This is a genomic window from Bradyrhizobium sp. 157, from assembly GCF_023073815.1.
GTDB lineage: Bacteria > Pseudomonadota > Alphaproteobacteria > Rhizobiales > Xanthobacteraceae > Bradyrhizobium.
The window spans coordinates 1-16041 of sequence record NZ_JADPKF010000060.1 but is presented as its reverse complement, the minus strand read 5'-3'; the positions used below and the strand labels follow the sequence as shown (position 1 = coordinate 16041).

Genomic DNA, 16041 nt, shown 5'->3' with positions numbered 1-16041 from the left:
GGGACAGGCCCGGCCATGACTGCGTTGTTAGATCAAACCCAAACTCACGCGTGCTTGACGTGCTTCTCCAGACCCGGATCGATCAGCTCGCCCTTCATGAGAGCCAGCGGCGCCTTGTAGTACAGCTTCAGGTCGCTGAAGGGGTCGGTGAGGATCTTGGTCATCCAGACCAAGCCGGTCTCGATGTCGCGGATGAAGAACAGGTGCACGGTGCGGAACAACAGCCCGCCGATGCCAACCGCCAGCCAGATCTTGGCGACCTGCCGCATGAAGTCCGCAGACGACGTCCAGGGCGTGAACAGGCCGAACAAGGTCGGGTCGAGATACAAGACCAGCGGCGACAGCGCCCAGATCGTCATCAGCACGACCTTGCGCTGCAGATTGTAGCCGACCTTGATCTCTTCCTTGTGCTCGTGGGTCGCCTGGTTGACGTGGTCATAGCCCTTCGGCTCGAAGAAGAAGTGACCGGCCTGCCGCGTCGTCATCGACACCAGCCAGCCGACCAGCGCCGACACCACCGGATCGAAGAACAGCATCGCGTAAGCGAACAGAAAGCTCGCGGCGCTGACGAAGTGCAGCGACTGGTTGATGCGGCTGTGGTGATAGTAGCGATGGTCGTCCCAGCGCTGGGTTCGTAGTTCCTGCAGAAAGTTCTTGATCATGTTCTCCCCCAAATTGCGATGGGATCGGGTCTACTGAGATTCGATGTCCGGCATGTGACATCATGATAATGACATGTGACTGTTCGCAGTGGCGCGATGACGCAACCGCGATCAGGACGCGTCAGGCAGCCGCGGCGACGTCGGTTTTCCGAAAGCGCACCAGCGAGAAATGGCCGAGCGGCGGCACCAGGCGGCGCTCCGCCAGCTCCATGCCGCGCGCACCCGCCAGCCATTGCGCATAGCGCGACCAGGCGAACTCGGCGGTGCGGAAGCCGAGCGGACGAACCACCGGCTGCAGCCGCTGCTCGATGAAGCGGCGCATCCCGGCATCGGCGCTGACGCGGGTGAGGATGATTAGTTCGCCGCCCGGCCGCAGCACGCGGGCGAATTCGTCGAGCGCCTTTTCGGGATTCGGCACGGCGGTGACGACATACTGCGCCATCACCACGTCAAAGGAATTGTCCGGGAATTCGAGATTCTCGGCGTCCATGACGGCAAGGCCCTCGACATTCTTCAGGCCGAGCTCGTCGACGCGCTTCTTCGCCTTCTGCAGCATCGCTTCCGAAATATCGGTACCGAAGATGCGCAGATGCGGCGCGTATAGCGGCAGCGAAATGCCGGTGCCGACGCCGACCTCGAGCACGCGGCCGCCGATCTTGTTGGTGGCGGCAATCGCCGCCCTGCGGCCCTTGCTGAACACGCCGCCGAACACGAGGTCATAGACCGGCGCCCAGCGATCGTAGGCTTGCTCGACCATTTCGCGGTCGAAATCGAGCGGCCTCGTGCCGTCAAGCTTGATAATGTCTGCCATGTTGGTTTGCCTTTTCGTCTCACGCATATGATTCGTGTTGATGGTCGAACTTTTCGGTTCAGCCCTGCACGGCGCTCGCGGTGGGTGCCCGGCGTACCGGCCGCAACACGCGACTCGGCTGCAGCGCGGTCAGATTTCCGATGAACTGCCGCGCGCTGTTGTCCCAGGAGCGCGCCAGCGCAAAATTCCGGCAGGCCTCGCGCGACATCGTCAGCGCACGCAAGCACGCGCTGCGCAGATCGGTGTCGAGCGCGCCGATCGGATGATCGGCAATGACATCCTTCGGGCCGGTGACCGGGAATGCCGCGACCGGCGTGCCGCAGGCCAAGGCCTCGAGCTGCACCACGCCGAACGTATCGGTACGGCTCGGAAACACGAAGACATCGGCGGCGGCGAGATGCGCGGTCAACTCCGCGCCTTTCTTCTCGCCGAGGAAAATTGCGTCAGGATATCTTTGCGCGAGCTGCGCCTTCTGCGGCCCGTCGCCGACCACCACTTTCGATCCTGGCAGGTCGAGCGACAAAAACGCATCGAGGTTCTTTTCCACCGCGACGCGGCCCATCGTCATGAAGATCGGCCGCGGCAGATCAAGCGTCGCAGGCGTATGCGGGTTAAATAATTCGGTGTCGACGCCGCGCGTCCAGAAGCCGAGTTTGCGGAAACCCCGCGCGGAAAGTTCCTGACGAAGAGAATCGGTTGCGACCATGACCGTGGAAGACGCGGCATGAAAGTGCCGCAGCACCGCATAGCCGACGGCGGCCGGCAGTCCGGTGCGGACGGCGATATATTCGGGAAAGCGCGTCGTATAGGACGTGGTGAACGAAAACTTGCGGCGGCGGCAATAGGCGCGCACCATCCAGCCGATCGGCCCCTCGGTTGCAATGTGGATGGCGTCGGGCGCCGCCTCCTCGATCCGTCGCGCGATCTCGCGCCGGTTTGGCAGCGCGACGCGCAAGCCAGGATAGGTCGGCACGCCGAGGGAAGGAAATCCGTCTGGGGTCAGGAAGCTGATATCGGCATCAAGCGCCGAGGCGCTGCGCGCCAGCGACGTTAGCGTGCGGACGACACCGTTCACCTGCGGATGCCACGCATCGGTCGCAATCAATATCTTCATGTCCGGACCCGAGGTTAATGATTCTCAAATCCGACGTTCAGCCATGGATATTTCAAGCGTATGACGTCATCGATATGTAAGGATGTTTTTAAGTCCCCTCCACGCATTTTCGTGTAACGTGACAGCGAGATGACAGACCATAACGACAATCCTGCGCGATCCCGCCGCCGGCGGAAGCGGAAGAGCTATGCGCTTCTGATCCTTGCCGCCGGCCTGCTCGCGTTCGGCGTCGCCGCGGGCACGCTGTATTACGTGCTGCGGCCGACGACGCTGCGGATTGCGGTCGGCCCTGCCGGCAGCGACGACCAGAAACTGGTCCAGTTGATGGCGCAGACCTTTACGCGCGAAGGCAGCTCGGTACGGCTGGCGCCGATCACCACGGAAGGAACGGCAGAGAGCATTGCGTTGTTCACGGACGGTAAGGCCGATCTCGCGGTGGCGCGCGGCGACCTGAACCTGCCGGCGAATGCCGAGTCGGTTGCCATCCTGCGCAAGAATGTCGTGGTACTGTGGGCGCCTTCCGGCCCTCCCGCCAGGGGCTCGAAGAAGCAGCCTACGAAGATCAAGAGCCTTGATGATCTGGCCGGCCACCGCGTCGGCGTGATCGGGCGGACGCAGGCCAATGTCACGCTCCTGCGCGGGATCCTGAAGGAGTCCGGCATCAATCCCGACAAGGTCACGATCAGCCAGTTCGCCACGAATCAGATCGGCGAAATGGCGAAGGATCAGTCGGTCGACGCCTTCATGGCGGTCGGCCCGCTCAAGAGCAAGATCACCGTGGACGCGATCGCTGCAACGGCGGCCGCGCGCGGCGAGCCGAAGTTCCTGCCGATCGATGTCGCCGACGCCATTGCGAAGAAAAACCCGATCTATGAATCCGAGGAAATTCCCGCCAGCATCTTCGGCTCTTCACCGCAGCGGCCAGAAGACAAGGTCGACACGGTGGCCGTCAACCACTTGATCATCGCCCCGAAGTCGTTGTCTGACACGGCGGTCGCCACCTTCGCCCGCCAGCTCTTCACCAACCGCCAGCAACTGGCGCGTGAATTGCCGACCGCCTCGCAGATCGAAAAGCCCGATACAGAAAAGGACGCCGCATTGCCGGCGCATGCCGGAGCGGCGGCCTATATCGACGGCAACGAGCGAACGTTCCTCGAAAAATACACCGACTACATCTGGTTCGCGGTGCTGATTCTGTCGGGCCTGGGCTCGGCTGGTGCCTGGTTCAAGCATTACTGGAACAGGGACGAGCACGAGCAATACATCGCCCATCGCGATCATCTGCTTGAGTTGATTTCCAGGGCGAGGAAGGCCGAAACGCCGGAAGAGCTAGCCGAGATGCAAGCTGCGGCCGACGGCATGTTGCGCGAGGCGCTCGATTGCTATGACGACGGCACCGTCGAAGAAGGCGACCTGTCGGTGATTGCTCTCGCGCTCGAACAATTCCACCATGCGGTCGCCGACCGCCGCGCGGTGCTCGCTGGCGCCGCCGCGGCCGACGTACCGCGGATGCGCGCCGGTTAGAGCTGATTCCAGCCTTTCCTTCCTTCGATTGGATTTACCCGCGCCGGGCCTTCTTCCCGCTGGTTGGCGTCAGCGCCAATGGCGGCGATGATGACGATGGCCCCAATAGTGACGATGTCCCGCTCGTCGCCAGCCATAGCTCGTGTAGGGATTACCCGGCCCATAGTTCTGGCAGTTTGCGTTCGGATAAAACTGGGCGCACCAGCCCGGATTAGTAATTACGTGCTGCGCCGACGCCGGATTGGCAGGAACGGTCAGGAGTAACAAAGCAACGGCGCCAACTAAAAGCGTTGGTCTCGTCATGGCGGTCTCGCTTATCTCTAGACCGTAACTCCAACGGCGCCAGACCCAAAGGGTTCCTATCTGAACCCATTGAAGCTCGGCCTACGGGACCGGATTGCGCCCGGCACGCCCACCGTCCGTCAACGAAACCTTAACGAAACAATTCCCTAACGCGACGAAACCATTTTGGCGATTTCGTGCAAATGTCCTGAAACGGTTCATCTGTAGAGGTTTCCCCAACGACGCGCCGAACTGGTGCGACAAACAGGGGGACGACCATGTCCAGTTTATCGATACTGAGCCGCTTCGCGGCCGCCGCTTTCGGCGCGCTGGCGATCGGCGCCACCGCATTTTCCGCACCCGCCGCAGCGGCCCCGCTGCCGCTGTTTCCGTTTTTCCTGCCACAGATCGAGGCGGCCCCGCCGCCGGCTGCGGCTGCGCCCCAGGAAGAAGAGCGCTTCGAGTTGCCGGCCCGCCTGCGCCGCCAGGTCGTGAACTACTACACCCGGGAGGCGCCGGGCACGATCATTATCGATACCCCCAATACCTATCTCTACCTCGTGCTCGGTAACGGCCAGGCGATGCGCTACGGCATCGGCATCGGCCGCGACGGCTTCACCTGGTCGGGCACCCAGACGATCACCCGCAAGGCCGAATGGCCGGCGTGGACCCCGCCCCCGCAAATGATCGCCCGCCAGCCCTATTTGCCGCGCCACATGACCGGCGGCCCGGGAAATCCGCTCGGCGCCCGCGCGATGTATCTCGGCGGCACCATCTATCGCATCCACGGTACCAACGCGCCGGAGACGATCGGCACCCGTGTTTCCTCAGGCTGCCTCCGCCTCACCAACGAAGACGTCATTGACCTGTATTCGCGGGTCAGCGTCGGGACCAAGGTGATCGTGCTGCCGATGACGGATCGCCGCGCCGATCTCGGCCGGACCATCCGTTGAGATATTAAGCATTTCTTAATGCGAGAAGCGGCCCCGGCGCTTGCCAGGGCCGTTTTGCGTTGACCTAAGGTCGCGGCAATGTGCAGTGGCGTCCCCCTCGCCACCCCTGTAAAACGTTGTGGGGCGATTCATTGGGGTCCGGGGGACGATGCGTCTGCCGATGCGGGTCAAGACGATTGCAATCGCGCTTGCGGTTCTCGTCATCTCGTTTGCCGTCAGCATGAAGGTGATGGACTTCGTCGCGCCTCGCGCCACGAACAGCGCGCCCGCGCTCGCCGAATTGCCACCGCTGCCGCCGGCGGCGCGCGCATCCACGGTGATGGCGCCGATTGCGGTTGCGCTCTCGGCGATCCGCGATGCCGCCGATCGCGGCGCGCCGCGCAATTTTGCTGGCAAAGCCGATAATCCGATTTCGCAGATCCTGCAGAATGCCGACATCGGCTGGACTGCCTCGCGCGGGCCGATCGTAGCTACCGGCGCGCAGGATGTGCTGTCGCTGGCGACGCCGTTGACGGGCACATTGAACGTAACCGGCTCGCTGTCGGCCAAGGCGACGGGTGCGGTCGGCGAAGCGCTCGGAGGCCTGCTCGGCGGCAACGTCGCCAAGCAGATCGGCAGCGTGAACATCAAGAACCTCAACGCCAGCGCCGAGATCAAGGGCAACGTTGTCATATCGGCGCGACCACAGATCGCCGCGAACTGGCGCATCGAGCCTAATCTCGCAGCGCAGGTCAATCTCGGCGACACCAGCCTCAGCGTGGCCGGCGCGCGCGTCAACGTACCCGCGCAGGTGAAGCCATTGATTGACCAGAACGTCGCCGAGCAGATCGCGCTGGTGCAGGCGCGCATGCGCAACGATCCGACCTTCGAACGGAATGCGCGGATGCAGTGGGCCAAGGCCTGCCGTTCGATTCCGCTGCAGGGCACGACAGCCGGTTCGACGATGCCGGCGCTGTGGCTGGAATTGCGTCCCACCCGGGCGATTGCCGCGCAGCCGCGTGTCGATGCTTCGAACCTGACGCTGACGCTCGGCATCGAGGCGGAAACCAGAATCACACCGAGCGAAACCAAGCCGTCCTGCCCGTTCCCCGCCACGATCGCCATGGTGCCGCCGATGCCGGGACGGATCGCGATCGGTGTGCCGATCGACATGCCGTTTACCGAGATCAACAAGATCGTGGAGGCGCAGTTCGCCGGGAAGACGTTTCCTGAAGATGGTTCGGGCGCGGTCGACGTCACCGTCAAGCGCGCCAGCGTGGCCGCTTCCGGCAACCGCCTGCTGATTTCGCTTCTGGTCAGCGCCAGGGAAAAGAAGAGCTTCCTGGGCCTCGGCGGCGAGGCCAATGTGCATATCTGGGGCAAGCCGGTGCTCGATCAGGCCGAGCAGACGCTGCGGCTGACCGACATCGAGCTCGCCGTCGAGTCGGAGGCTGCCTTCGGGCTGTTGGGCACTGCTGCGCGCGCGGCCATCCCGCATCTGCAGAAGACGCTGGCGGACAAGGCTGTCGTCGACCTCAAGCCGTTCGCCGGCAACGCGCAGAAGAAGATTGCAGCAGCGATCGCCGATCTTCAGAAGAACGAGAACGGCGTGCGGGTCTCGGCCGAGATCAGCAAGCTGCGGCTCGCCGGCATCGCCTTCGATTCCAAAACGCTGCGCGTGATCGCAGAAGCGGAAGGCGCAATCAGTGTCCATGTGAGCGCGCTGCCGGCGTTGTGACGCAACGAGCAGATTGCAGCAACTGTTAACCCTCATGGTGAGGAGGCGCGCAGCGCCGTCTCGAACCACGAGGCCCGGCTAGTGCCATTCATCCTTCGAGACGCCGCTTGCGCGGCTCCTCAGGATGAGGTCTGACAGAAGTGCAGGTCCGTAGGGTTGGCGCAGCGACAGCGTGCCCCCATTCAAGCTTCGATCCGTTGATGGATGGCGGGCACGCTTCCGTTTGCCCCTACGCATCATGCCGGCTGCTACGACCCTTCGAACTTGAACGAGAGATTCAGCTTGGCGCGGTAGGCTTCGACCTTGCCACTGGCGTCAAGTTGCAGATCCAGCTTCACGACCTCAGCGACGCGCAGATCGCGCAGCGACTCTCCAGCGCGGCTGACCGCGCTTGCAGCGGCCTTCTCCCATGATTCCGTGCTGGTGCCGATCAGCTCGATGACCTTGTAGACGCTATCAGCCATGTCGTCCTCCCGTTGATGCAAGAGTCTGTGCAAGGCAGGAGGCAGGTGCTCCTGCCGGGACACACAAGCTAACATCGGGAAGCGCGCGCTGATAGGATGCGCTGCACCATGATCGGCGTTTACCCATCTGCGCGCTCCATAAACACAAATGGCCGGGCGGCATCACGCCGTCCGGCCATTTTGAGGAAGCCTGGTGTTGGGACCGCGGCCTTATTCGGTCGAGTACTTGAACTCCGGCATCGCCTTGAGCTGATCCTTCGTCGCGCTGAACACGGCGTGATCCGGGTACCACGGATTCTTCTTCGGCGCGGCAGGCGCTGTCGCAGCACCCGTCGTCGTTCCCGTGCCGCCTGTGCCTGTCGTAGGCCGTGCGCCGCCTGTCGCGGGCGCACCAGCGGTGCCCGTATAGGCAATCGGTTCATCGACGAACTTCACCTTGTCGATGGGCACCGCAACCAGATGCTCGCCGACGCCGAGGAAGCCACCGACGCCAATCACCACGCCTTTGACATCGCCGCTCTTGTCGGTCAGGAGATCGTTGATCGATCCGAGGCTTTCGTTGCTATCGTTGTACACGTTCAGGCCGACCAGCTTCGAAGCCCGCCAGGTACCCTTGAACGACGAGGTATCGGATGCAGCCGCTGGCGCGGCGGTCTTTGCGGTGTCAGTCGTTGCCGGAGGATTTTGCGCAAACGCGACACTCGCCAGCAACGCGGACGCCGCGAGGCCGGCAACGGCAGTTTTCGTTAACATATCGGTTCTCCTCAGTTCAGAAACGCTCTGAGAAAACCCGGCACTTCAACAAGAGTTCCACCCGTTTTCGTATGAAACACGCCGATTCGACGCTGCATCAGAAGCCGCCCCAGTAAGGCGGCATGCCGTAATAGCGGTGCAGCTCGGCTTCTTTTGCGCGATCGCCCCAGTCGAAATCCTTGTCCGCACGGAATGACGGCGCGCGCCTCAACTCTTCATCGTCGATGTCGAGTTCGTAGGCTTCGAATTTCGTGTTGTAGCTAAGCCGTCCCCAGGGCAGCGGAATCAGGTTGGCTCCGATGCCCAGAAACCCGCCGAAACTCAGGATTGCATACGATACTTTACCAGTGATCTTGTCGATCATCAGCCGTTCGATATGGCCGATCATGTCCCCGTTCGGCCGGCGCACCGCGGTCCCCTCGACGCGGTCGCTCGCGATCAGCGGATGTGGCTTGGCCATCACCTCACTTGCCATCGGACCCTCCACGTATGGGTGAGGAATCAACGTGGCTGCGTCCGGCTGGTTCCGCTCTACGGCAACCGGCCTGCCCTATTCGGAAATGGCGAAACGCACGAGGCTTGGGCAGCGCCTGTCTGACGATGCCGATATCGTACCGCCGAATGGAGCGTGTGCTGTCAGGCCGCGAGCGCGTCGGGATCCGTCTCCTCGTAAATCGCGATCGCCTCGAAGCGATAGTCGCAGGCGCGGCAGAACCAGAGGAAGGAGGTGCGACCCGGGCTGCTTTCGACCCAGTCGGGTCTCGGAATCGGCTTGCCGCATTGGGCGCAGGGATTTCCGCGGGGCAAGTAGCCGGAATCGAGTCGAGCCATGGCGCATCTCCCTTAGACTTCGGACGTCGTGCGACGTCTCGCTGCTTGCTTATGTCAAATTGCTTATGTCGTTGAATGAGACAGGTTTGCTGTCGGAATGAAATGAAGTGGTTTTTGTCGCGGAATTCTCTTTACACCTTGACTGCATCATTTGCACGACATTCGTGCGCGTCCGCGTGACGCAGATTCGCGTCGCTCGACGCGATGCATTGCACGCACAACGTTAGCGTCACGCTGGAAGCATTCGTTAACACGTGCATGAGCCAACACGTGCATGAGCCGCAAACATCTCGCCGCGATGTCGTCCGTTTTCCGCCACATCTTGGCCGGGCGGCCACAATAATCGAGAACGCGAAAATCGTTAATGTGCCCGCCGAGATTGTTTTATGAAAAATCTATCAAAGTTCATCTGGCTTGCCGCCGTAGCCACGCTCATGGGCTCGCCCTCAGCAATGGCGCAGAGCCGCGCGCACTATGAAAGCATGGTCGCCTCCCATGCCGCCGCCAACAACGTGCCGGAAGCGCTGGTGCACCGGGTCATCGTGCGCGAGAGCAAGTATCATCCGAACCTGGTCGGACGCGGCGGCACCATCGGATTGATGCAGATCAAGCTCCCGACCGCACGCGGCCTCGGTTATACCGGCAACGCCGCGGGCCTGCGCGATCCCGACACCAATCTCGCCTGGGGCATCAAATATCTCGCCGGCGCCTATCGCGCTGCCAATGGCGATCACGGCCGCGCCATGCGTTATTATGCAAGCGGCTATTATTACGCCGCAAAGCGCCAGCGGCCGGAGAGGCCGCTGCAGATCGCGCCCGTGCTGGCAAGCGGTGCGACCCCGAAAATCCTCGCCGCGCCGGCAAGAACGCCGGCCGACGCGAACGCGCTGCAGGCTGCCAAATAGCTAAGTCCAAACAGCGAAACCTCGTGTCCCGGGCGCGGTGCAGCCTAGGCGATGCGAAGCATCGTCCGATCTCAGCGCTGCTCCGCAGAACCGGGACCCATGCTGGCCGTCTGGGCCCCGGCTCAGCAGCGCACCGCTAACGCGCTGCGCTGCGTCCGGGGCAGGCAGCATTGCAAGTTCCCGCAAAGCCGCGTTGACACCTCCGCCCAACCGCCTACATTAGTCCTGTTCCGAGGGGTGCTCCGACGAGGAGCTGAGATACCGCAAGCTTGGGCAGAGCTACTTCAAAGTAGAGGCCTGGGACCGCGGTGACCCTTTGAACCTGATCCGGGTCATGCCGGCGAAGGGACAGGGATGTACCAGAAGTCAGATCTGCGGGGGGATTCTCCCGTTTCCATCATCGGCGCGGGCATTGCCGGCGCATGGCAGGCGCTATTGTTCGCACAGGCCGGCCACGCCGTCACCTTGTACGAGCGCAGTGACGCCGATATGACGCTCTCCACCAGCCACTGGGCCGGCGGCATGCTGGCGCCCTGGTGCGAGGCTGAGACCTCCGAGCCCGTGATCGGCCGGCTCGGCACCCGCTCGCTCAATTTGTGGCGTGAGCTCTTTCCCAACACCCCGTTCAACGGATCGCTGGTGGTGGCGCATTCGCGCGACCGCGCCGATTTCGAGCGGTTTGCCAAACTCACCACCGGCCATGTCAGGCTCGACGCAAGCGGCGTCGGCCGGCTCGAACCCTCGCTGGACGGCCGCTTTCGCGACGGCCTGTTCTATGCAGGCGAAGGCCATGTCGAGCCGCGGCGCGTGCTGCCCGAGCTGCATGCGCGCATCGAAGCCGCCGGCGGCACGATCAAGTTCGATAGCGACGTCAGTGCGGAAGATCTCGACGGCATCGTGATCGACTGCCGCGGGCTCTCCGCGCGCGACGAGCAGCCGGAGTTGCGCGGCGTCAAGGGCGAGATGATCATCGTCGAGACGTCAGAGGTCGAGCTGTCGCGCCCGGTGCGGCTGATCCATCCGCGCTGGCCGCTCTATGTCATCCCGCGCGGCGACAGCAAATTCATGCTGGGCGCGACCTCGATCGAGGCCGAGGACACCGGCGTCAGCGTGCGCTCGGCGCTGGAGCTGTTAGGTGCTGCCTATGCCGTGCATCCGGCCTTTGCCGAAGCGCGCATCGTCGAGTTCGGCTCTGGCTTGCGTCCCGCCTTCCCCGACAACCTGCCGCGGATCACGATCAGCAAGAGCAAGATCGCGGTCAACGGCCTTTACCGGCACGGTTTTCTTCTGGCGCCGGCGCTGGCCGAGCTTACGCTCGCCTACGTGCAGCGCGGCGCGATCGACAATGAGGTGATGCGATGCGTGTGACCATCAACGGCGAACAGCGTGAGATCGCCTCGAAGCGCGTCGACGCGCTGCTCTCCGAGCTCGAATACGAAGGCACGCATTTTGCGATCGCGGTGAATTACGACGTGCTGCCGAAAAGCCGCTGGGCCGAGACCGCACTGAAGCCCGGCGACGAAATCGAGATCATCACCCCGCGGCAGGGAGGGTGAGGATGAGTATGGGTCTGCGTCTGCCCCACATTGGGCTGTCATCGCCCGGCTTGACCGGGCGATCCAGTACGCCGCGGCTTCTCGGTTTGATTGCAGGCTTCCCGGCGTACTGGATCCCCGCCTTCGCGGGGATGACGAGTGGTGGGCGCGATGACGAGTTGTGGAACGGACACTAACACCATGCTGAACTTCTACGGCAAAACCTTCTCCTCCCGCCTCCTGATCGGCACGGCGCTCTATCCCTCGCCGGCGATCATGCAGGACGCGATCCGCGCCTCTGGCGCCAACATCGTGACCGTGTCGCTGCGGCGCGAGGCCGCCGGCGGCAAGACCGGCGATGCGTTCTGGTCGCTGATCCGCGAGCTCGATGTCACCGTGCTGCCGAACACCGCCGGCTGCCGCAGCGTGCGCGAGGCGGTGACCACCGCAAAGCTGGCGCGCGAATTGTTCGGAACGCCCTGGATCAAGCTCGAAGTGATCGCCGACAACGACACGCTGCAGCCCGACGTGGTCGGCCTGGTTGAAGCCGCCGCCATCCTGATCAAGGACGGCTTTGAAGTGTTCCCCTATTGCACCGAAGATCTTTCGGTTGCGATGCGGCTGGTCGAAACGGGGTGCAAGGTGGTGATGCCCTGGGCCGCGCCGATCGGAAGTGCAAAAGGCATCACCAACCGCGATGCGCTAAAGCTGATGCGCGAGCGCCTGCCCGATATCACGCTGGTGGTCGACGCCGGCCTCGGCGCCCCCTCGCATGCTGCCCACGCCCTCGAGCTCGGCTACGACGCCGTGCTGCTCAACACCGCGGTGGCAAAAGCCGCCGATCCCGTCGCGATGGCCAACGCCTTCCGCCTCGGCGTCGAAGCCGGCCGCACCGCCTATGAAGCCGGCTTGATGGAAGCCCGCGACTTCGCCTCCCCCTCCACCCCTGTGATTGGGACCCCGTTCTGGCATGCCGTATCCTGATCGCCACGCGTATCCTGATCGCTTCTACCCCGTGGTCGACAGCGTCGCCTGGGTGGCGCGGCTGGCGCTGCTCGGCGCCGGCACCATCCAGCTGCGCGCCAAGGATCTCGACGACGCCGAGGCGCTGCAGATCGTGACCGACGCCCTTGAAGTCATCAAGGGCACCGATGCCAAGCTCGTCGTCAACGATTACTGGCGCGCGGCGATCGTCGCCGGTGCAAAACACCTGCATCTCGGCCAGGAAGACCTCGTCGGCGCCGACCTCAACGAAATCCGCAAAGCCGGATTGACGCTCGGCATCTCCACCCATGACGACGAGGAACTGGCGACTGCGCTCGCCGCCAAGCCGGATTACATCGCGCTCGGTCCAATCTTCCCGACCACGCTGAAATCGATGCGCTTCGCCCCGCAGGGCATTCCAAAAATCACCGAGTGGAAAAAGCGCATCGGCAACATCCCGCTGGTCGCGATCGGCGGCATCAAGTTCGAACAGGCTGCCGAAATCTACGCCGCCGGCGCCGACTCCATCGCCGTCGTCAGCGACGTCACCCAGAACGCCGATCCCGACGCGCGGGTGCGGCAATGGCTGGGCCAGGGCGCGGAGACGGCGTGATGGATTTGCGAAGCAACCACAGCCGTCATTGCGAGCAGCGCAGCGACGAAGCAATCCATCTCTACACTCGTGGCGCCATGGATTGCTTCGCTTCGCTCGCAATGACGGAAGAGACTCTCGTTCACGAAGGATACATGCGCACTCGCGGAGACACCCCCACCCCACCCCTCCCCCGCAAGCGGGAGAGGGGGCGCAGCGAGCGCTTGGCCACTCTCCCGCCCTACGCGAGAGCGCCGCGAGCTCTTGTTACCCTCTCCCGCTTGCGGGGGAGGGTGGCGCGTGCGTCAGCGCGCGACGGGTGGGGGCTCTCGCCAAAAGTTCTACGTCCGGATTGGCCCGCGCCGCGCGCCGAGCGGAATGACAACATTATAAAGGAGGATACGGTATGAACATTCGCTCCAACCCCGACACCACCCTGCCCGCCGTCACCACCGGCCCCCTTCCCTCGTCGCGAAAAATCTTCGGCACGCCGGACGCCGCGCCCGACCTGCGCGTGCCCTTGCGCGAAATCATCCTCTCCGAAGCCGCGGGCGAGCCGAACCTCCCCGTCTACGACACCTCCGGCCCCTACACCGATCCCTCCGTCGTGATCGACGTCAACGCCGGTCTCCCCCGCAACCGCCTTGCCTGGGTCAAGGAGCGCGGCGGCGTCGAGGAATATGAGGGCCGCGAGATCAAGCCGGAGGACAACGGCAATGTCGGCGCCTCGCATGCCGCAAAGGCCTTCACGGCGCATCACAAGCCGATCCGCGGCCTCGACGGCCACAAGATCACGCAGCTCGAATTCGCCCGCGCCGGCATCATCACGAAAGAGATGATCTACGTCGCCGAGCGCGAAAACCTCGGCCGGAAAGCACAGCTCGAGCGCGCGGAAGCGGCATTGGCCGATGGCGAAAGCTTTGGCGCTGAGGTCCCTGCCTTCATCACCCCGGAATTCGTCCGCTCCGAGATCGCGCGCGGACGCGCCATCATCCCCTGCAACATCAACCACGCCGAACTCGAGCCGATGATCATCGGCCGAAATTTCCTGACCAAGATCAACGCCAATATCGGCAACTCCGCCGTCACCTCATCGGTCGAAGAGGAAGTCGACAAGATGGTGTGGGCGATCCGCTGGGGCGCCGACACCGTGATGGACCTCTCGACGGGCCGCAACATCCACACCACGCGGGAATGGATCTTGCGCAACGCGCCGGTGCCGATCGGCACCGTGCCGATCTACCAGGCGCTGGAGAAGTGCGAAGGCGATCCCGTCAAGCTGACCTGGGAGCTCTACAAGGACACGCTGATCGAGCAGTGCGAACAGGGCGTGGACTATTTCACGATCCACGCGGGCGTGCGCTTGCCCTACATCCACCTCACCGCCAATCGCGTCACCGGCATCGTGTCGCGCGGCGGCTCGATCATGGCGAAGTGGTGCCTGGCGCATCACAAGGAGAGCTTCCTCTACACGCATTTCGACGAGATCTGCGATCTCATGCGCAAATATGACGTCTCGTTCTCGCTCGGCGACGGCCTGCGCCCCGGCTCGATCGCCGATGCCAACGACCGCGCACAGTTTGCGGAGCTGGAGACACTCGGCGAGCTGACAAAGATCGCGTGGGAAAAAGGCTGCCAGGTGATGATCGAAGGCCCCGGCCATGTGCCGATGCACAAGATCAAGATCAACATGGACAAGCAGCTCAAGGAGTGCGGCGAGGCCCCGTTCTACACCCTTGGGCCGCTGACCACGGACATTGCGCCGGGCTACGACCACATCACCTCAGGCATTGGCGCGGCCATGATCGGCTGGTTCGGCTGCGCCATGCTCTGCTACGTCACGCCGAAGGAGCATCTCGGCCTGCCCGACCGCAACGACGTGAAGACCGGCGTCATCACCTACAAGATCGCCGCCCACGCCTCTGACTTGGCCAAGGGCCACCCGGCCGCCCAGCTCCGCGACGACGCGCTCTCCCGCGCCCGCTTCGACTTCCGCTGGACCGACCAGTTCAACCTCGGCCTCGATCCGGACACCGCAAAGAGCTTCCACGACGAAACCTTGCCGAAGGAAGCCCACAAGGTCGCGCATTTCTGCTCGATGTGCGGCCCAAAATTCTGCTCGATGAAGATCACGCAGGACGTGCGGGATTATGCGGCGACGCTGAACGATCCGGCGGGGGTTGGGATGTCGGTGAGCGGCACCATCGAGGATGGTATGGCGGCGATGAGCGCCAAGTTCAAGGAGATGGGAAGCGATCTCTACCTGGATGCGGAGAAAGTGAAGGAGAGCAATCGGGTGTTGTGAGGCTGCGCACTCACCTAGACCGCAATGACCGACAATCTGACCGGTGTCTGGGACGGCACCTATGTTCAGCCGCGCGTTGGAATGGTCACGTTTCTGGCGACGCTTATCGAGACTGGTGGCGCGCTCGGAGGAAACGTGACCGAACCCTGCATCACGCCCGGTTGCCCGTTGAGCATCCACAACGCTTCGATTGCGGGTCATCGATCCGGCAGCGCGGTTTCGTTCGTCAAGCGTTACGAGCCGCCCGGCTACGGCTATGACAAGGTCACTTATGAAGGCGTGGTCAATGCTGACGCGACGGAAATCGATGGGCGCTGGAGGCTGCCAGGCACTGGGTGGTCTGGAACTTTTCTGATGGTTCGCTCGACCAAGCCTGCACAATCGATCGCAACCGAAGAACGGACCAAGGAGCCGGCACGTTAGCAAGCGTAGATGGGGTAACGGGCCGGCCGATCGAGCCGCACGCTCGCTACGGCGCGATTTGAAAGCGCGCTCGCGTGCGGCTTTGCCGGGAGGCGGTCGTCCCTCAAACTGATGGTGTCAAAAACCGGAGTCGGGCAAGCCCGCTCCAAGCATCATCGAGGGACGACCATGTACTACTATGCCGGA

18 protein-coding genes and 1 riboswitch are annotated in these 16041 nt (G+C 63.2%); of the genes, 10 read left to right on the top strand and 8 right to left on the bottom strand.

Annotated elements, in window-relative coordinates; genetic code table 11:
* Window positions 1-44: 44 nt before the first annotated feature.
* The 3 genes from IVA95_RS12510 to IVA95_RS12500 all read right to left on the bottom strand — a co-directional run bounded on the left by IVA95_RS12510 (window position 45) and on the right by IVA95_RS12500 (window position 2587).
* The gene (locus IVA95_RS12510; protein ID WP_247510751.1) at window positions 45-662 is read right to left on the bottom strand and encodes a hypothetical protein; all 618 of its coding nucleotides are present in this window, start codon (window positions 660-662) and stop codon (window positions 45-47) included.
* Window positions 663-783: 121 nt separating this feature from the next.
* Window positions 784-1473 (bottom strand): methyltransferase domain-containing protein, encoded by a 690-nt coding sequence (locus IVA95_RS12505; protein WP_247510750.1) that lies wholly within the window; start codon window positions 1471-1473, stop codon window positions 784-786.
* A gap of 58 nt (window positions 1474-1531) precedes the next feature.
* A complete protein-coding gene (locus tag IVA95_RS12500) occupies window positions 1532-2587 on the bottom strand; it encodes a glycosyltransferase family 1 protein (protein ID WP_247510749.1) in 1056 nt (351 codons plus the stop codon).
* A gap of 129 nt (window positions 2588-2716) precedes the next feature.
* Here IVA95_RS12500 and IVA95_RS12495 point away from each other — a divergent pair, with 129 nt between their 5' ends.
* Window positions 2717-4111 carry a TAXI family TRAP transporter solute-binding subunit gene (locus tag IVA95_RS12495; protein WP_247510748.1) on the top strand — a complete coding sequence of 465 codons (1395 nt, stop codon included), beginning with the start codon at window positions 2717-2719 and terminating at the stop codon, window positions 4109-4111.
* On the opposite strand, the gene IVA95_RS12490 is transcribed toward IVA95_RS12495, so the two are convergent.
* A complete protein-coding gene (locus tag IVA95_RS12490; protein WP_247510747.1) occupies window positions 4108-4248 on the bottom strand; it encodes a hypothetical protein in 141 nt (46 codons plus the stop codon). The genes IVA95_RS12495 and IVA95_RS12490 overlap by 4 nt on opposite strands.
* A 423-nt stretch (window positions 4249-4671) precedes the next feature.
* Between IVA95_RS12490 and IVA95_RS12485 the strand changes: the two genes are divergently transcribed.
* Both IVA95_RS12485 and IVA95_RS12480 read left to right on the top strand, forming a co-directional pair.
* The gene (locus tag IVA95_RS12485) at window positions 4672-5346 is read left to right on the top strand and encodes a L,D-transpeptidase (protein WP_247510746.1); all 675 of its coding nucleotides are present in this window, start codon (window positions 4672-4674) and stop codon (window positions 5344-5346) included.
* A gap of 148 nt (window positions 5347-5494) precedes the next feature.
* A complete protein-coding gene (locus tag IVA95_RS12480) occupies window positions 5495-7063 on the top strand; it encodes a DUF4403 family protein (RefSeq protein ID WP_247510745.1) in 1569 nt (522 codons plus the stop codon).
* Window positions 7064-7311: 248 nt separating this feature from the next.
* Here the strand turns inward: IVA95_RS12480 and IVA95_RS12475 are convergent, their stop codons facing one another.
* The 4 genes from IVA95_RS12475 to IVA95_RS12460 form a co-directional block, all read right to left on the bottom strand.
* Window positions 7312-7527 carry a dodecin family protein gene (locus IVA95_RS12475; RefSeq protein ID WP_213249037.1) on the bottom strand — a complete coding sequence of 72 codons (216 nt, stop codon included), beginning with the start codon at window positions 7525-7527 and terminating at the stop codon, window positions 7312-7314.
* Window positions 7528-7737: 210 nt separating this feature from the next.
* Window positions 7738-8280, bottom strand: coding sequence for a PRC-barrel domain-containing protein (locus IVA95_RS12470; RefSeq protein ID WP_247510744.1), 543 nt, complete (start codon window positions 8278-8280; stop codon window positions 7738-7740).
* Between the two features lie 97 nt (window positions 8281-8377).
* Complete coding sequence (locus IVA95_RS12465; protein WP_247510743.1) at window positions 8378-8755, bottom strand: PRC-barrel domain-containing protein; 378 nt, start codon at window positions 8753-8755, stop codon at window positions 8378-8380.
* A 161-nt stretch (window positions 8756-8916) separates the two neighbouring features.
* On the bottom strand, window positions 8917-9111 hold the full coding sequence (locus IVA95_RS12460) for a hypothetical protein (RefSeq protein ID WP_213249043.1): 195 nt from the start codon (window positions 9109-9111) through the stop codon (window positions 8917-8919).
* Window positions 9112-9545: 434 nt separating this feature from the next.
* Here IVA95_RS12460 and IVA95_RS12455 point away from each other — a divergent pair, with 434 nt between their 5' ends.
* From IVA95_RS12455 to IVA95_RS12425, 7 genes are all read left to right on the top strand, one after another.
* Complete coding sequence (locus tag IVA95_RS12455) at window positions 9546-10016, top strand: transglycosylase SLT domain-containing protein (protein ID WP_247510912.1); 471 nt, start codon at window positions 9546-9548, stop codon at window positions 10014-10016.
* A gap of 223 nt (window positions 10017-10239) precedes the next feature.
* Window positions 10240-10383: riboswitch (TPP riboswitch) on the top strand.
* The gene (locus IVA95_RS12450; protein WP_247510742.1) at window positions 10371-11384 is read left to right on the top strand and encodes an FAD-dependent oxidoreductase; all 1014 of its coding nucleotides are present in this window, start codon (window positions 10371-10373) and stop codon (window positions 11382-11384) included. (Overlaps the previous riboswitch by 13 nt.)
* Window positions 11375-11572 (top strand): sulfur carrier protein ThiS, encoded by a 198-nt coding sequence (thiS, locus tag IVA95_RS12445; protein WP_247510741.1) that lies wholly within the window; start codon window positions 11375-11377, stop codon window positions 11570-11572. Before IVA95_RS12450 ends, thiS begins: the two co-directional genes overlap by 10 nt.
* 180 nt (window positions 11573-11752) lie before the next feature.
* Window positions 11753-12535, top strand: a complete 783-nt coding sequence (locus IVA95_RS12440; protein WP_213249277.1) for a thiazole synthase — start codon at window positions 11753-11755, stop codon at window positions 12533-12535.
* Window positions 12522-13148, top strand: a complete 627-nt coding sequence (locus IVA95_RS12435; protein WP_247510740.1) for a thiamine phosphate synthase — start codon at window positions 12522-12524, stop codon at window positions 13146-13148. The genes IVA95_RS12440 and IVA95_RS12435 overlap by 14 nt, the downstream gene beginning before the upstream one ends.
* 385 nt (window positions 13149-13533) lie before the next feature.
* A complete protein-coding gene (gene thiC, locus IVA95_RS12430) occupies window positions 13534-15432 on the top strand; it encodes a phosphomethylpyrimidine synthase ThiC (protein WP_247510739.1) in 1899 nt (632 codons plus the stop codon).
* A 24-nt stretch (window positions 15433-15456) separates the two neighbouring features.
* On the top strand, window positions 15457-15855 hold the full coding sequence (locus IVA95_RS12425) for a hypothetical protein (RefSeq protein ID WP_247510738.1): 399 nt from the start codon (window positions 15457-15459) through the stop codon (window positions 15853-15855).
* The last annotated feature ends 186 nt before the right edge of the window (window positions 15856-16041 follow it).

What these genes read in the sequence shown, in the direction of transcription:
- IVA95_RS12510 (WP_247510751.1), bottom strand. Translation starts at nt 662, where the DNA reads ATGATCAAGAACTTTCTGCAGGAACTACGAACCCAGCGCTGGGACGAC.
- IVA95_RS12505 (WP_247510750.1), bottom strand. Translation starts at nt 1,473, where the DNA reads ATGGCAGACATTATCAAGCTTGACGGCACGAGGCCGCTCGATTTCGAC.
- IVA95_RS12500 (WP_247510749.1), bottom strand. Translation starts at nt 2,587, where the DNA reads ATGAAGATATTGATTGCGACCGATGCGTGGCATCCGCAGGTGAACGGT.
- IVA95_RS12495 (WP_247510748.1), top strand. Translation starts at nt 2,717, where the DNA reads ATGACAGACCATAACGACAATCCTGCGCGATCCCGCCGCCGGCGGAAG.
- IVA95_RS12490 (WP_247510747.1), bottom strand. Translation starts at nt 4,248, where the DNA reads ATGGCTGGCGACGAGCGGGACATCGTCACTATTGGGGCCATCGTCATC.
- IVA95_RS12485 (WP_247510746.1), top strand. Translation starts at nt 4,672, where the DNA reads ATGTCCAGTTTATCGATACTGAGCCGCTTCGCGGCCGCCGCTTTCGGC.
- IVA95_RS12480 (WP_247510745.1), top strand. Translation starts at nt 5,495, where the DNA reads ATGCGTCTGCCGATGCGGGTCAAGACGATTGCAATCGCGCTTGCGGTT.
- IVA95_RS12475 (WP_213249037.1), bottom strand. Translation starts at nt 7,527, where the DNA reads ATGGCTGATAGCGTCTACAAGGTCATCGAGCTGATCGGCACCAGCACG.
- IVA95_RS12470 (WP_247510744.1), bottom strand. Translation starts at nt 8,280, where the DNA reads ATGTTAACGAAAACTGCCGTTGCCGGCCTCGCGGCGTCCGCGTTGCTG.
- IVA95_RS12465 (WP_247510743.1), bottom strand. Translation starts at nt 8,755, where the DNA reads ATGGCAAGTGAGGTGATGGCCAAGCCACATCCGCTGATCGCGAGCGAC.
- IVA95_RS12460 (WP_213249043.1), bottom strand. Translation starts at nt 9,111, where the DNA reads ATGGCTCGACTCGATTCCGGCTACTTGCCCCGCGGAAATCCCTGCGCC.
- IVA95_RS12455 (WP_247510912.1), top strand. Translation starts at nt 9,546, where the DNA reads ATGGGCTCGCCCTCAGCAATGGCGCAGAGCCGCGCGCACTATGAAAGC.
- IVA95_RS12450 (WP_247510742.1), top strand. Translation starts at nt 10,371, where the DNA reads ATGTACCAGAAGTCAGATCTGCGGGGGGATTCTCCCGTTTCCATCATC.
- thiS (WP_247510741.1), top strand. Translation starts at nt 11,375, where the DNA reads ATGCGTGTGACCATCAACGGCGAACAGCGTGAGATCGCCTCGAAGCGC.
- IVA95_RS12440 (WP_213249277.1), top strand. Translation starts at nt 11,753, where the DNA reads ATGCTGAACTTCTACGGCAAAACCTTCTCCTCCCGCCTCCTGATCGGC.
- IVA95_RS12435 (WP_247510740.1), top strand. Translation starts at nt 12,522, where the DNA reads ATGCCGTATCCTGATCGCCACGCGTATCCTGATCGCTTCTACCCCGTG.
- thiC (WP_247510739.1), top strand. Translation starts at nt 13,534, where the DNA reads ATGAACATTCGCTCCAACCCCGACACCACCCTGCCCGCCGTCACCACC.
- IVA95_RS12425 (WP_247510738.1), top strand. Translation starts at nt 15,457, where the DNA reads ATGACCGACAATCTGACCGGTGTCTGGGACGGCACCTATGTTCAGCCG.